General features: G+C 48.1%; 13 protein-coding genes. 8 read left to right on the top strand and 5 right to left on the bottom strand.

What is annotated here, in order from left to right:
- Positions 1-40: 40 nt before the first annotated feature.
- From PBAL39_RS17185 to PBAL39_RS17175, 3 genes are all read right to left on the bottom strand, one after another.
- Complete coding sequence (locus PBAL39_RS17185) at positions 41-265, bottom strand: hypothetical protein (protein WP_008243824.1); 225 nt, start codon at positions 263-265, stop codon at positions 41-43.
- A gap of 12 nt (positions 266-277) precedes the next feature.
- Positions 278-1,831, bottom strand: coding sequence for a glycoside hydrolase family 10 protein (locus PBAL39_RS17180; protein WP_157274079.1), 1,554 nt, complete (start codon positions 1,829-1,831; stop codon positions 278-280).
- Positions 1,832-2,023: 192 nt separating this feature from the next.
- The gene (locus tag PBAL39_RS17175) at positions 2,024-2,470 is read right to left on the bottom strand and encodes a KTSC domain-containing protein (protein WP_008243820.1); all 447 of its coding nucleotides are present in this window, start codon (positions 2,468-2,470) and stop codon (positions 2,024-2,026) included.
- 150 nt (positions 2,471-2,620) lie between these two features.
- Here PBAL39_RS17175 and PBAL39_RS17170 point away from each other — a divergent pair, with 150 nt between their 5' ends.
- The 7 genes from PBAL39_RS17170 to PBAL39_RS17140 all read left to right on the top strand — a co-directional run bounded on the left by PBAL39_RS17170 (position 2,621) and on the right by PBAL39_RS17140 (position 11,943).
- Positions 2,621-3,370 (top strand): response regulator transcription factor, encoded by a 750-nt coding sequence (locus PBAL39_RS17170; RefSeq protein ID WP_008243819.1) that lies wholly within the window; start codon positions 2,621-2,623, stop codon positions 3,368-3,370.
- A gap of 117 nt (positions 3,371-3,487) precedes the next feature.
- Positions 3,488-4,858, top strand: coding sequence for a HAMP domain-containing sensor histidine kinase (locus tag PBAL39_RS17165; protein ID WP_008243816.1), 1,371 nt, complete (start codon positions 3,488-3,490; stop codon positions 4,856-4,858).
- 238 nt (positions 4,859-5,096) lie between these two features.
- Complete coding sequence (locus PBAL39_RS17160) at positions 5,097-6,362, top strand: TolC family protein (RefSeq protein ID WP_039866942.1); 1,266 nt, start codon at positions 5,097-5,099, stop codon at positions 6,360-6,362.
- Positions 6,363-6,369: 7 nt separating this feature from the next.
- Positions 6,370-7,467, top strand: coding sequence for an efflux RND transporter periplasmic adaptor subunit (locus PBAL39_RS17155; protein WP_039866940.1), 1,098 nt, complete (start codon positions 6,370-6,372; stop codon positions 7,465-7,467).
- A gap of 27 nt (positions 7,468-7,494) precedes the next feature.
- Positions 7,495-10,626: an efflux RND transporter permease subunit gene (locus PBAL39_RS17150; RefSeq protein ID WP_008243810.1), complete on the top strand. Its 3,132-nt coding sequence runs from the start codon at positions 7,495-7,497 to the stop codon at positions 10,624-10,626.
- Between the two features lie 269 nt (positions 10,627-10,895).
- Complete coding sequence (locus PBAL39_RS17145; protein WP_008243808.1) at positions 10,896-11,135, top strand: hypothetical protein; 240 nt, start codon at positions 10,896-10,898, stop codon at positions 11,133-11,135.
- A gap of 112 nt (positions 11,136-11,247) precedes the next feature.
- Complete coding sequence (locus PBAL39_RS17140; protein WP_008243806.1) at positions 11,248-11,943, top strand: YgaP-like transmembrane domain; 696 nt, start codon at positions 11,248-11,250, stop codon at positions 11,941-11,943.
- Between the two features lie 33 nt (positions 11,944-11,976).
- Here PBAL39_RS17140 and PBAL39_RS17135 read toward each other — a convergent pair whose 3' ends face one another.
- Positions 11,977-12,462, bottom strand: a complete 486-nt coding sequence (locus PBAL39_RS17135) for a DUF5362 family protein (RefSeq protein WP_008243805.1) — start codon at positions 12,460-12,462, stop codon at positions 11,977-11,979.
- A gap of 101 nt (positions 12,463-12,563) precedes the next feature.
- On the opposite strand from PBAL39_RS17135, the gene ychF reads away from it, so the two are divergent.
- Positions 12,564-13,658: a redox-regulated ATPase YchF gene (ychF, locus tag PBAL39_RS17130; RefSeq protein ID WP_008243804.1), complete on the top strand. Its 1,095-nt coding sequence runs from the start codon at positions 12,564-12,566 to the stop codon at positions 13,656-13,658.
- 155 nt (positions 13,659-13,813) lie between these two features.
- Here the strand turns inward: ychF and PBAL39_RS17125 are convergent, their stop codons facing one another.
- Positions 13,814-14,206 carry a hypothetical protein gene (locus PBAL39_RS17125; protein ID WP_157274078.1) on the bottom strand — a complete coding sequence of 131 codons (393 nt, stop codon included), beginning with the start codon at positions 14,204-14,206 and terminating at the stop codon, positions 13,814-13,816.
- Positions 14,207-14,230 lie beyond the last annotated feature (24 nt).

The raw sequence follows: 14,230 nt of genomic DNA, 5'->3' as shown, positions 1-14,230 counted from the left end.
TCTCAAATGCTTCTTTTTGACCAACCTACTTATCAACTGACTAAGTTTGAGTAACAAATCCTGAAGTCCAGTCATCTTGGTCAAGGGTATTCTCGAATATTTCAAATTCCTCAGGAGTATCTCTAAACCCTTCCAGCTTCGATGCACGCTGCTGAGCATTTAACGCACTATCGTAAGAGCTATAAATTCCGATTAATTTGATGTCCTCGCCGCCTTCCAGGCGCTCATCAATGTGGATATGGTATAACGAATAAACAACCTTCATTTTGATACCAATTTAAAATACAATCTCTTTATACACACTCTCATTCCCCGTGCGGTCAATTGCTGTCACTGCAACACGATTTAAACCCGCCCTTGCTGTGCCAGCTTTTTGACCTGGCAGCAGCTCAGCCAGCGACGACTTCAGCAGGAAGCGGTCCTTACGGTTCAGGATCGTATAATTCCATGTTTTCCCATATTGATAATACACCACCCACCTGAACACTTCTTTTTCATTCGGATGCGTCCAGCTGATCCTGACCTGCCCCTGCTGGTTAGTGGTCTCCACGATCGGAGCGGCAGGCAACAGTTCATTAAGCCAGGGACTGGCGGGCACCAATGCCTGTTTTTTATAGGGGCCGTCCAGCAGCCCTTTGGTCAGCTTTTCGCTTTTCAGCAAGCCATCGATGCTCCAATGAATGGTGCCCGCACTTTGCGGCAGCATAGCCCTTGAAATCATGACCTGGTTGACAATCTCATCCGTGTTCTGGTCGTCACCACCCAGCCCTACATTCATCCCCGGCCAGAGGTGCCTGTTCATGGTATTTTCTGATGCCCACCAGCCCAGCAGCAATGGAAAACTATGCGGCAGGTCATTGATCTTCCAATACAGTTGCGGTGCGAAATAATCAATCCAGCCCTTGTTCAGCCAGAGTTTCGCATCGGCATACAGCTGATCATACTGATCCATTCCTTCGATAGAAGCCGGAAACCCTGGTCTCCAGATGCCAAAGGGACTGATCCCGAACTTCACATATTTCTTTTGTGCCTTGACCTCTTTGTAGATGCGCTCCACGAAAGTATTCACATTGTCGCGGCGCCAGTCCTTCTTAGGCAGTTGTCCACCGGATTTTTGATAACGCGCCCAGCTTTCCTGGTCCGGAAAATCTTCACCACCATTATAGGATTCATAAGGATAGAAGTAATCGTCAAAATGCACCCCATCAATATCGTAACGTTTCACCAGGTCTTTCACTACCGCCGACACGTGGTCTTGTGTCCCTTTTTTGGAAGGATCCATCCACCATTGTCCATCCTTCAGCTTGACCATCAGTTCCGGCTTTTTGCTGACCAGTGATACTTTGGACACGGCCTTCGCGGAGCTATGGTGTGCCCGGTAGGGGTTGATCCAGATGTGAAGCTCCATGCCGCGGTCGTGAGCGGCCTCAATCCAGAAGTTCAGCGGATCGTATACCGGATCAGGCGCTTTGCCCGCTGTGCCGGTCAGAAAATACGACCATGGCTCCAGCGTACTTTTATACAGGGCATCAGCCTGCGGCCGCACCTGGAAAATTACTGCATTAAAATTGTTCTTTTTGAGGAAGTCGAGCATCGCGATGGCTTCCTTCTGCTGCGTCGCCACGGGTAGCCCGGGTTTGGACGGCCAGTTGATGTTCGCTACGGAGGCGATCCATGCTGCACGAAACTCTTTCATGACCTGCGGGCGCATGGGTTTTACAACTGTGGTATCTACCGCAGCCTTTTTTGTACCGCAGGAATAAAACAAAAACAGGCTGCAACAGCACAATGCCAGCAACCTGTTTTTAAGGATCTTAACTGATGATTTCAATGTAATTTAGTTTGGTGGTTTGGTAATCACAAAACTATAACTATTATTGACCTCAGCGCTATTTATCTATTATTTTTTATGCTAATGATCTCTTATTCTGGTGATCTCCTTATCGTTCGGATCGCCCCCATCTCCTACAGTTCAACCAACGACGACCTGGAAGGCCAATTCCGGTTAAATGAATAAAACTGACTAGGCTGTTGCCAGCTTAGCGATGTTCCTATAAGGGAATGCGTTGAAGATGTGACGACGTGCAAACCTTCCTGGAGAATCTGCATTTACCAGTTTCACATAGATCGCCTTAGGCACTTCAAAATACTCATAGGCACTGCCATCAAGGAAATGTACCGTCAGCACCAATCCTGCCCAGTTGTAATCTGCGATACCGCAGGTGCTGGTAGTCTGGTTATACTCATCAATAGAAAGGGCCAGTGTTTCCGGCGCGATGCTCACCAGGAAATGATAAGCTTCGATGATTTCCTTACTCTTGGTTTCTGCTTCCAGTTTTGCCTCTTCACTGTCCTGGAACTTATCAGGATGCCAGTCTTTCATCAAATTCCTGTAAATGGTCTTCAATTCTTTTAATTCGGTATCCTTTTGTACACCCAATAGCTTTCTGTAATCAACAATCTTCTTCATAAATTTTTACATACAATCATCACCTGCAATAAGCAACATTGTATAGATTACAAATGCCTCCGGGAATAATTTTTGCAAAGGTACACTTTTAAATGTTAAAGAAAGACTAAGTTTCCATCATCAAAACTACTGACGCAGTGCAAGATAGCTATGGCAGCACCTGACAATGCAAAAACACTGTTTTATTTTCTCTTACCTTTGTGGCTGAGGACCATCAGTATGTTTAAAATCGGAATAGCAGAAGACGACGTTAAAATTGCAGGGCTCATCAGGAGCGGTCTTGAAGAACAAGGTTACGACGTCACAGTATCGACAAATGGCCAGGTTGCCTTGCAGACCTTTCTCGACAATGACTTTCAGCTGCTCATCCTGGATGTAATGATGCCCGGCATGAGCGGTGTGGAAATCTGCAGAAGCCTGCGCCAGCAGCAACGTGAAATGCCCATCCTCATGCTTACCGCCCTGGGTTCTATCGACGACAAGGTAACAGGGCTCAGCTCGGGTGCCGACGATTACCTCCTGAAGCCTTTTCACTTCAAGGAACTTCTGGCCCGTATCGAAGCACTGCTGCGCCGCCATAAAAAAGAGGCTGTCGTTCAGGAAGATCATCTGCTGCGTTTTGATGACATCAGCCTCGACACCTACAGCAAGGAGGTCAGCCGTGCCGGACAGCCCATCAGCCTCACTGCCAAGGAATATTTGCTGCTGGAGCTCTTCCTCCGTAACCCCAACCGCCTCCTCTCGCGACAGTATATTGCTGAACGCGTCTGGGATGTAAACTTCGACACCGGCACCAATGTCATTGACGTTTACATGAACTTCCTTCGCAACAAAATTGAAAAAGGATTTGACAGGAAGCTGATCCATACCAAAATCGGAATGGGGTACATTTTGAAATGAGAATAACGATTTGAAAAGAAAATATAGTTGAAGTAATAACGATTTGAGAAGAAAACAACCGGTTGAAACGATAGTGAAAGGCTAAAAAGAAATCAACCAGGACACATTGAGCACATCATGAAGATTAAAGACCGGCTTTCCTTATACTTTACACTCAGCACGACCATCATCCTGGTTGCCGTGCTCTCGGCGGTATACTTCACCTTCGTAAAGTTCATGGAATCTGATTTCTTCGACCGGCTCACCGACCGTACCATGGTGACGGCCAAGTTATACCTTGAGGCGGATGAGATCTCCCCGGAGGCGCTCGACAAAGTCCGCAATCAATATCTTGTTACGCTCAACTCGGAGGTGATCCGCATTTACAACTCCAAAAACGGCGCTGCTTTTATTGGCGACGACCAGCAGTACTGGACGGCCGCCACCATCAACAAGGTCAGGCAGCAAAAGAAAATTAAATACCGGGAAGGGGACCGCCAGGTGGTGGGCATCTTCTACAAAGACAACCAGGGGGATTTTGTGATCCTTGCCTCAGCCGTCGACAGCAGCACACTGAACAGGATTGAGAAGCTCAAGAGAATCATGATCGTCATTTTTGCAGCCATCTTTATCGTACTCCTCTTTTTGGGCAGATGGATCGCCCGCAGGGTCCTCAAACCGCTGGACCTCTTCATCGGCGAGGTCGCACAGATCAAATCCAGCAACCTGCACTTCAGGGTGCAGGAAGGACAAAATAAAGATGAGATCAACCTGCTGGCACAGAACTTCAACAGCCTGATGGAACACCTGGAGCAGGCTTTTGTCCTGCAAAAGACTTTCATCGCCAATGCCTCCCATGAGCTGCGTACACCAGTGACGCGGATGATGATGACCGCAGAGCTCTCCCTATCCCAGGAAAGAAAACCGGAGGCCTACCGTGAAGCGCTGAGCTCCGTCATGGAAGATGCCGGTAATATGGACAGCATCATCAGCAGCCTCCTCAACCTTGCCCAGGCAGACCTGGAATTCGGGGCGCAGGAGCTGGCTCCACTGCGAATCGACGAGCTGCTGTGGACCCTCGCTACGGAATGGCAGAAAAAAGGGAACACTTTGAATGTCAGCATTGACAACATGCCCGAAACTGCCGATGCATTGCTCGTCCAGGTCAATGCCCCCCTGCTCCTGATTGCCATCAACAACATCATTTCCAATGCCTTCAAGTTCTCCGACCAGCAACCTGTGGATTGCATGCTCCAGGTCAATGAAAAAAAAGGAGAACTGACCATCGCCATCACCGACAAAGGGCCCGGCATCGATGCTTCGGTACTACCGGAAATCTACGAACCTTTTTTCAGTGCTTCCAAGGACAGCGGCCATGCCGGAAACGGGATGGGCCTTTACATGGCGCACAAGATCATCACGCTATTCCGTGGAACACTTGATGTCTCTACAAACCCTGGTTCCGGCAGTACCTTTATCGTCACGCTACCGCAGCTCAGGGCTCATTGACTCATTCTTAATGAAAAAACTTGATGTGCCATATCATGAGGCATCCTGATGAGAATTTCTTATGAGGAATTCTGATGACAATCGTGATGACCATCCTGATGCGCAACCCTGACGCGTACTGTACCCTCTCATCCAACTGTTTCTCAAAACAAAACCTGCCTGAACACCGCAATTTTAATCCCTTTTTAATTTCGCTTTAAGTCGCATTTAATTCAGCGGGGATAGTTTTGCCATCACGATGAAGACAACCTTAATCTTAATGGGCTTTCTGCTGCTGGGGCTAACCTCGGTCAGCATTGCACAGGACACGTTGAAGCTGGACCTGCGACAGGCAGAGCAGCTGTTCCTGAAAGAAAACTACGAGCTGATTGCACAGCGTTACGAAACAGAACAGGCAAAAGCCGATGTCATCACAGCGAAGCTGTTTGACAACCCGGAACTCAACTATGAGAACCTTTTCTACAACCATGAAACAAAAAAGTTCCTGGAGACCTCCATGGCCACCGGTCAGTATGCGGCATCCATCTCACAGCTGATCAAACTGGCGGGCAAAAGAAACAAAAACATCAAGCTGGCCAATACCGGTGTCAAGATGTCTTCGGATGCTTACTTCGACCTCATGCGCACCCTGCGTTACGACCTCCGCAGCAATTTCTACAAAACCTACTATGGACAACAGTCGGCAGCAGTTTACCAGGAGCAGATCAAAGCACTTGAGCAGCTGTTAAATGCTTCCACACAACAGTACAACATGGGTAACATCGCCCTGAAAGACGTCATCAGGATCAAGTCGCTCCTCTACAACCTTAAAGCAGAATACAGCACACTGATGAACGACATTGAAGACCTGCAGACCCAACTGCGCCTGATGACGCGCATCAAAGCAGATACGCCATTACAGCTGGTGCTCAAGGCAGAAGACCAGCACAACGAGCTAAGTCAGCATCCATACCTTGCCCTGCTAGACTCTGCACGTGCCAACCGCGCCGACCTCCAGCTGAGCAAAACTTCCGTTTTGTATGCCGAGCGCAACCTCAGTCTGCAAAAGGCCATGGCCATCCCCGATGTGGAGCTGTCGTTAAGTTATGACCTCAAAGGAAATTATCCTGAGAAATATACCGGCCTGGGAATCACAGTGCCCCTGCCCCTGTTCAACAGGAACCAGGGAGAAATCAAAAAGGCACGGGTAGCCATTGAGGCGGCGCAAAATAACCTGAGTCAGCAGGAATCTCTGCTGGAGAATGAAGTCTACAACAGCTACCGCTCTGCTTTGCGCACCGAGCAGCTGTACCAGAGCCTCGACCAGCAGTTTAACGGTGATTTCCAACGCCTCATCACGGAAGTGACCAAAAACTTCAACAGCAGGAACATCAGCCTCATTGAATTCCTGGACTTCTATGATTCCTACAAAGAAAACACCCTACAAATGAACAACCTCAGATACGAGCGTATGAATGCCAAAGAAGAAATCAATTACGTCACCGGTTCTGTCATCTTTAAATAACCCATCCATGCAACAAATTACTACCCATATCAGCAGATTATCCTTGCTAGGCATGCTGTTCATCGCCGCGCAGGGCTGCACCAGCGCTCCGGAGACTCCTGTAAAAGAACAATTTGAAATTACCGACTCCCTGGTCAAAAAACTGATCATAGATACCGTTAGTCCGGCGAACAGCAGGACCGACCTGATGTTTTCCGCGAAGATTACTGCGGATGAAGAACGCAAGGCCGAGATTTTCCCAATGGTCAGCGGCACTGTCAGCAGCGTTCCTGTCAGGTTGGGCGACCGTGTAGGCAAAGGCCAGGTACTGGCCACCCTGGGCAGCGGTGAGATGGCCGGATTCGACAAGGAAGTCATCAGCTCGGCTGCGGAACTGCGCAATGCGGAGCGTGCCCTAAAGCAGGCACAGCAGCTGTTCGACAGCGGAATGAGCTCAGCAAGAGAATTGGAAGAAGCCAAAAATGACCTGTTGGTGAAACAGGCGGAAGACAGGCGCGCCAGGGCCATCCTCAGGCTGAACGGAGGGTCCAGCAGCGGCAGCTATACCATCAAATCGCCCATCTCCGGATTTATCATCGAGAAAAATGTCAACGCCAATATGATCCTGCGCCCGGATAACGACAATGCCTTGTTTACGGTGGCAGACCTGTCTACGGTATGGGCCATGGTGAACATTTACGAGTCCGACATCTCCAGGATCAGGGAGGGCGACGAGGCCAGCATCTCCCTGCTCTCCTACCCTGAGCAAGAGTTTAAAGGGAAGATCGACCGGATATACAACCAGATCGACAATGAGAGTAAAGTGATGAACGCCAGGATCAGCATTCCTAACCCGGGGTATCAATTGAAACCGGGAATGATGTCGACCGTGAAGATTGCGGCCAAGACGGGCATCAACCTGCCTGTGGTCAACTCCCGGGGGATCATCTTCGACGACAATAAAAACTATGTGCTCCTGCTGGACGCTTCAGGAAAGCCTAAAATCCAGGAGGTGGAAATCGGCCGCAAGACGGCCGACAAAGTATACATCAGCAAAGGACTGACTGCCGGCGACCGCATCATTGCTTCCAGGCAGGTGTTCCTCTTTGAAAGCCTGAAAAACTAATTCTATTCATCCTGATCATCAATTGAAATGAATAAATTCATTAAGACCATCATAGGCTTCGCGCTTAAAAACAAATATTTCATCTTCTTTGCCACCTTCATCATGGTGCTGGCAGGATACCTGAGCTTCAGGAACACCACCATTGAGGCCTTTCCGGATGTAACCAATACCAACATCACCATCATTACCCAATGGCCGGGCAGAAGTGCAGAGGAGGTGGAAAAGTTCGTCACCAGACCTCTGGAGATTGCCATGAACCCCACGGAAAAGAGAACCAGTATCCGTTCTTCTTCTCTTTTTGGCCTGTCCATCGTCAAGATCACCTTCGATGACGACGTCGACTATGCCTTTGCACGTGTGCAGGTGAACAACCACATTGAGGAGGCCGACCTTCCTGATGGGCTTCAGCCAGAGGTACAACCTCCCTACGGCCCTACAGGTGAGATCTTCCGCTATACCCTCAGCAGCAACGAAAAATCGGTACGGGAGCTGAAAACCCTGCAGGATTGGGTGATCCAGCGGGAGCTCCTCTCCGTTCCGGGCATCGCCGATGTGGTCAGCTTTGGCGGCGAAGTGAAAACTTACCAGATTACCGTTGACCCGCAGAAAGCGATCCAATATGGGGTGAGTGCTACGGAGCTGTTCGAAGCAGTTTCAAAAAGCAACATCAATGTGGGGGGTGACGTGATCATCCAAAGCGGACAGGCTTATGTGGTCCGCGGAATTGGGATCCTCAACAACATTGATGAGATCAGAAATGTGGTCGTAGACAACTTTAACGGCACACCGGTATATGTAAAAACCATTGCGGACGTCGCCGAATCGGCACTACCAAGGTTAGGACAGGTGGGGCGCGACCAGGATCCGGACGTAGTAGAAGGTATTGTGGTGATGCGCAAAGGCGGCAACCCGAGTGAAGTCATCGCCCGGTTGAAAGACAAAATTGCCGAAGTCAACCAAATGCTTCCTGGCGATGTCAAGATACATCCTTTTTATGACAGGGAGGACCTGGTAAACTATGCCACGCATACCGTGATGGGCAATATGATGGAGGGGATCATCTTTGTAACCCTCATTGTGTTTCTCTTTATGGCCGACTGGCGCACGACCCTGATCGTGTCGATCATCATTCCCCTCGCATTGCTTTTTGCCTTCATCTGCCTTAAACTAAAGGGCATGTCGGCCAACCTGCTCTCCATGGGGGCGATCGACTTCGGGATCATCATTGACGGTGCCGTGGTGATGGTGGAAGGCATCTTTGTGGCACTGGACCACAAGGCAAAATCTGCAGGCATGGAGAAATTCAACAGGATGAGCAAACTCGGACTGATCAAAAAGGCCTGTCTTGAAAATGGAAAAGGGATCTTTTTTGCCAAGCTGATCATCATCACCGGGCTCCTGCCCATCTTTACATTTGAGAAGGTCGAAGGCAAGATGTTCTCACCACTGGCATGGACGCTGAGCTTTGCATTGCTCGGTGCGCTACTCCTTACCTTCACCTTGGTCCCAGCCATGGCCAGCGTCCTCCTGAAGAAGAATGTCGCCGAGAAGCACAACATCTTCCTGGAATTCATCACTAAATATACACTCCGTTTTTATGAGCGCTGTTTCAAATTCCGCAAGCTGGCATTTGGCCTTTCGCTGATCATGCTGATCGCCGGTCTCTTCAGCTTCAAGTTCCTGGGCTCGGAGTTCCTGCCCACACTGGACGAGGGCTCCATCTATGTGAGGGCTACCGGCCCGCTGAGCATCTCCCTGGATGAAACAAAAAAGCTTTCCAATGAGATGAGAAAGATATTTCTCAGCTTCGATGAGGTCAAACAGGTCATGTCGCAGACCGGCCGCCCGAATGACGGCACCGATGCGACAGGCTTCTACAATATGGAGTTCCATGTGGACATCTATCCAAGGAAAGAATGGAAGCGCAAGCAAACAAAAGAAGAGCTGATTGAGCGGATGCAGGAGAAGCTGAAAGGGTTCCCCGGCATTAGCCTGAACTTCTCCCAGCCCATCTCCGACAATGTCGAGGAGGCGGTATCGGGGGTGAAAGGCTCCATTGTAGTGAAACTGTTTGGAGACGACTTTAACTTTATTGAACAACAAGAAGAAAAGATTGAGAACATCCTGAAAACAGTGAACGGCATTGAAGATCTGGGGATCCTGAGGAACCTCGGACAGCCGGAGCTGCAGATCAACCTGGACCAGAAGAAAATGGCACTTTATGGGGTCAGCACCGCCGATGCCAATGCAGTGATTGAAATGGCCATCGGCGGAAAAGCAGCAACGGAAATCTATGAGGGGGAGCGTAAGTTCGACCTGATCATCCGTTATCCGGAAGATTTCCGCCGGGACGAAAGTGCCATTGGTGCCCTGATGATCCCCACCATCTCGGGATCGAAGGTGCCACTGGGCGAGATCTCTGCGATCCGCAAGATTACCGGCCCGAGCATGATTTACCGCGACAAACACCAGCGCTATGGTGCCATCAAGTTCTCCATCCGCGGTCGCGATATGGGGAGTGTCATCGCGGAGGCGCAGGAAAAAGTTAAGGCGCAGATCAAACTGCCTAAGGAATATAAAATGGAATGGGCAGGTGATTTTGAAAACCAGCAGCGCGCCACCAGCAGGTTGTCGCAAGCCGTTCCGATCAGCTTATTGCTCATTTTCTTTATCTTATTTGTACTCTTTGGAAACATCAAAGATTCCCTGCTTGTGCTCAACAATGTGCCCTTTGCCATGGTGGGTGGGATCCTTGCCCTGCTGGCCACCGGTGTTAACTTCAACATCTCTGCAGGGATCGGTTTCATCGCCCTATTTGGGATCTGTGTGCAGAATGGGGTGATCCTGATTACCAGGTTCAAAAGCAATATTGCAGAGCTCAAACACCGCCCGGACTGGACTTTCGCAGATGCACTGAAGGATGGTGTTGCCGCAAGGATGCGCCCCGTCATCATGACAGCCCTCATGGCCGCGATCGGCTTGATGCCCGCAGCATTGTCGACCGGCATTGGTTCTGAAGCCTCAAAACCACTGGCCATTGTGGTCATTGGCGGACTCATCACCAATACACTGTTTAACCTGTTCGTTTACCCGATTGTGTTTTACTGGTCGTACCAGAAAAAAGTAAAACACCTGGAGCTGGCAATTGTGAAGCACTAAATGAAAATAGCTCCAGTGAAACAACGTTTCACATGAAATCATCAGTAAAATGAAAAGAACAATGATGAGTAAAAAAGAAACATAACGCTAAACAACAACATTAATAAGAAGAATTTCCTTTGTTTTTTTTGAACGGTCGCCGTCTTGTACAGCGGCCGTTTTTTGCTCAGGTACCCTTCAGGCCTGGCGCGAATGAACCGCTGCGCAAAAATAACGGCAGCAAAAACAGAAAGCACCCTATTTCTGTTATATTCCTAAAATGAGGAATTATGACAGATCTAGAGGCCCTTCCGCCATCATTTGAGATACAGCTCAACATCAAAGGAAAAGAGCAGACCATACTGGTAAAACCGGATGAGACCAGTGATGGTGCACGTTATTACAACTGCATTCTTGACGGTGAGACACTCACACAAATCCGCGAAGAAACGGATGGTAAGTGGGAACAACTTTGGGGTACCCTTGATCAGGAAGACATTGATGCCATTGGCAACAAAATCAGGAAATAGGATTTCATCGGGCACTTCATCACCAGCTTGAAGCATTCCGGATTCGACCATCAACATCACACCATCAGTTTAATACCATCAACTTAACACCGTCAACTTAACCAGCAACACCATGAATACTTATTTAAAACTTAAATCAGGCAGTTTCTCGATTGAGAAACATCAATTTGAAAATATAGGTTTAACGGAACGCATGGTGTCCATGTTTTTAAGCGGCGCATTGATTGCCCGGGGATTTAGGAAGCCTTCGCTGAACAAGTTTCTTTACGGTGGTTACCTGGCCTATCGTGCGGCGACGGGCAAGTGCTGGTTTTATGAGTTGCTGGGGATTGATGCCAAAAATCCCAAAGCGATCAACATCAGGGGTGAATTTATCATTGAAAAACCCAGCAATGAGGTTTATCATTACTGGCGCAACCTGAACAACCTGCCCGGCAGCATCAGCCACCTGCTGGATGTGAAGATGATCGACGAACACTTGTCGCAGTGGAAGTCTAAAGCCATTGGCAACTTATTCTCTGTAAGATGGGATGCGGAGATCGTTAAAGATGAACCCGGAAGACTGATCGGATGGCAATCTGTTGCTGGCGCAATCTTTCGCCATGTGGGAAAAGTAGCGTTCGAACCTACTCCCGATGGTCGGTTCACCGTGCTGAAAATCGTCCTCTCCTACCACCCGGCTGCCGGTGGAATAGGCATAGGACTGGCACAACTGGCCAATCCTATACTGGAAAGTCTGCTGAAAAAAGAAATCAAAAACTTTAAACATGTGATCGAACACCGGATCCCATACTTCAGTGCTTCCTGAAGGACATGCTGATCCAGTATTTACTTTACGGGCTTAGGCACCCCCGCCTGCAGCAGCAATACCGGCAACAATGCTCAGCAGGATGACCACTACATATATGGCAATGATGATGATGGTAAAGATGCCCCAGAACTTAAACAGGGACCTCATTTTATTCATTGCCTCCGCCAGATTTTCCTGGTCGCCATATAAAACCGCAGTTTTTGCTGATGTCGAATATTTAAACAATAATAGACTCGGATAGAAGGTAAGCAAAGCTATAAACAGGTAAAATGCGGTCAGGGCACCTCCACCAAGCTTCACCAGCGGGTTGGAGGGGTCAATCGCACTCACAGCCGAGATGACTGCGGATGCACTAAAGGCGGCCATCGCCGTGAGGGCACAGCCTACAAATCCTACAATAGACAAGAATTTCGTCCATTTCGCGGTATCATAGATGTAACTGCGGATGTCTTCCGTAATGATCAGTGCTTCGTTTTCGCTTTCTTGAACAGGGTTTGTTTCTTCTAAATTTTCCATAATGGGCTAGCTGATCCTTAAATAATGTTTGCTAACCTTAAACATAAAGAATATTTTTAAAAAATTGGTACCTTTGCGCCAAATCTAGAAAAAAATCATTCATGGCATTACAATGTGGTATAGTTGGTTTACCAAATGTTGGAAAATCTACCCTATTTAACTGTTTATCGAACGCTAAAGCTCAGGCTGCAAACTTCCCTTTCTGCACGATTGAACCGAACATCGGTGTCATCACCGTGCCGGATGAGCGTTTGACAAAATTATCAGAACTGGTCAAACCTCAACGTATTGTACCTAATACCATTGAAATCGTAGATATTGCCGGTCTGGTGAAAGGTGCTTCTAAAGGTGAGGGTCTCGGTAATCAGTTCCTTGGAAACATCCGTGCTACAAACGCCATCATCCACGTATTAAGGTGTTTTGATGATGGTAATGTCATCCACGTTGATGGTTCTGTTGACCCTATCCGTGATAAAGAAATTATCGATACTGAGCTTCAGCTGAAAGATCTGGACACCGTTACGAAACGCATCCAGAAAGTAGAGAAAATGGCGAAAACTGATAAAGACGCCAAAAAGACTTTCGACATCCTGACTGTGGTGAAAACTCACCTGGAATCGGGTAAGTCTGTCCGCTCTGCGGCCTTAACTGCTGAAGATTTTGACTATATCCTTGACCTTGGTTTACTAACGCAAAAACCGGTAATGTATGTGTGTAACGTAGATGAGGGTTCTGTCATCAATGGGAATGCTTATGTAGAGCGTGTTAAAGAAGCGGTAAAAGACGACAATGCTGAGGTACTGGTGATCTCCGCTAAAATCGAATCTGAAATTGCTGAACTGGAAAGTTATGAAGAGCGTCAGGAGTTCCTTGCTGATCTTGGCCTGACAGAATCCGGTGTCAACAAACTGATCGTTGCTGCTTATCGCCTGCTGGACTTGTACACTTACTTTACTGCTGGTGTTCAGGAAGTTCGCGCATGGACGATTACCAAAGGTTTCACCGCTCCTCAGGCTGCTGGTGTGATCCATACCGACTTCGAGAAAGGTTTCATCCGTGCAGAGGTGATCAAATATATTGACTTCGTTACTTTAGGTTCTGAAGCTGCTTGTAAGGATGCTGGTAAACTTGGTGTTGAAGGTAAAACTTACGTTGTTGAAGATGGTGACATCATGCACTTCAGGTTTAACGTTTAATCTGCATTTATCAGACATTTAAAGCCTGGTTAGGTTTTTATTTATAAAAAAGGCCTGTATGCGCTTCGGACTCAAAATCTTTTGAAGGAAAGATTTTACATGTCCTCATCGCACACAGGCTTTTTTATTTGGATGCAAACCTGCGAAGCGCATCATTATTGCGCAGAAAGCAGCAGCTCTTCTCCTGATAACGCGAAATAAAGATTCTGAAGCTGATGTATGTATTTTAATGAGGCAATGACGATTTGTTCATCGACATTAAGGCCTTCATATACTGCCCAAGCGTACATTTCAGTGGTATCTGTGTAGTAAATCCTTGACCGTCCCATTGGTGGTCTGAATGTCGGATAACCTTCAGGAACTGTATCTTCCATTTCAATAAAGCCAAACTTTTCCAACCAATCGTCTGTAATCGGGACTGGTGAAATGGCCTCGAGCTCTTCGGGTGTAAAGTAGTCCCAGTCGTGCCGGCCAAATTCCCAGATTGTAGGATTACCGTTTAGATCGATATAGTAATTGCCTATTCTTAGTTCGTTGGGATTGATCATGATTTGTTCTTCTGGGGCAGCAAG

It is taken from the genome of Pedobacter sp. BAL39, assembly GCF_000170795.1.
Taxonomy (GTDB): domain Bacteria; phylum Bacteroidota; class Bacteroidia; order Sphingobacteriales; family Sphingobacteriaceae; genus Pedobacter.
Note: the sequence above shows the minus strand (reverse complement) of the source record. Positions and strands in the feature narration are given on the sequence as shown.

Excerpts from the sequence above, each read along its gene's own strand:
- PBAL39_RS17185 (WP_008243824.1), bottom strand. The coding sequence starts at position 265 with ATGAAGGTTGTTTATTCGTTATACCATATCCACATTGATGAGCGCCTG.
- PBAL39_RS17175 (WP_008243820.1), bottom strand. The coding sequence starts at position 2,470 with ATGAAGAAGATTGTTGATTACAGAAAGCTATTGGGTGTACAAAAGGAT.
- PBAL39_RS17170 (WP_008243819.1), top strand. The coding sequence starts at position 2,621 with ATGGCAGCACCTGACAATGCAAAAACACTGTTTTATTTTCTCTTACCT.
- PBAL39_RS17165 (WP_008243816.1), top strand. The coding sequence starts at position 3,488 with ATGAAGATTAAAGACCGGCTTTCCTTATACTTTACACTCAGCACGACC.
- PBAL39_RS17160 (WP_039866942.1), top strand. The coding sequence starts at position 5,097 with ATGAAGACAACCTTAATCTTAATGGGCTTTCTGCTGCTGGGGCTAACC.
- PBAL39_RS17155 (WP_039866940.1), top strand. The coding sequence starts at position 6,370 with ATGCAACAAATTACTACCCATATCAGCAGATTATCCTTGCTAGGCATG.
- PBAL39_RS17150 (WP_008243810.1), top strand. The coding sequence starts at position 7,495 with ATGAATAAATTCATTAAGACCATCATAGGCTTCGCGCTTAAAAACAAA.
- PBAL39_RS17145 (WP_008243808.1), top strand. The coding sequence starts at position 10,896 with ATGACAGATCTAGAGGCCCTTCCGCCATCATTTGAGATACAGCTCAAC.
- PBAL39_RS17140 (WP_008243806.1), top strand. The coding sequence starts at position 11,248 with ATGAATACTTATTTAAAACTTAAATCAGGCAGTTTCTCGATTGAGAAA.
- PBAL39_RS17135 (WP_008243805.1), bottom strand. The coding sequence starts at position 12,462 with ATGGAAAATTTAGAAGAAACAAACCCTGTTCAAGAAAGCGAAAACGAA.
- ychF (WP_008243804.1), top strand. The coding sequence starts at position 12,564 with ATGGCATTACAATGTGGTATAGTTGGTTTACCAAATGTTGGAAAATCT.
- PBAL39_RS17125 (WP_157274078.1), bottom strand. The coding sequence starts at position 14,206 with ATGATCAATCCCAACGAACTAAGAATAGGCAATTACTATATCGATCTA.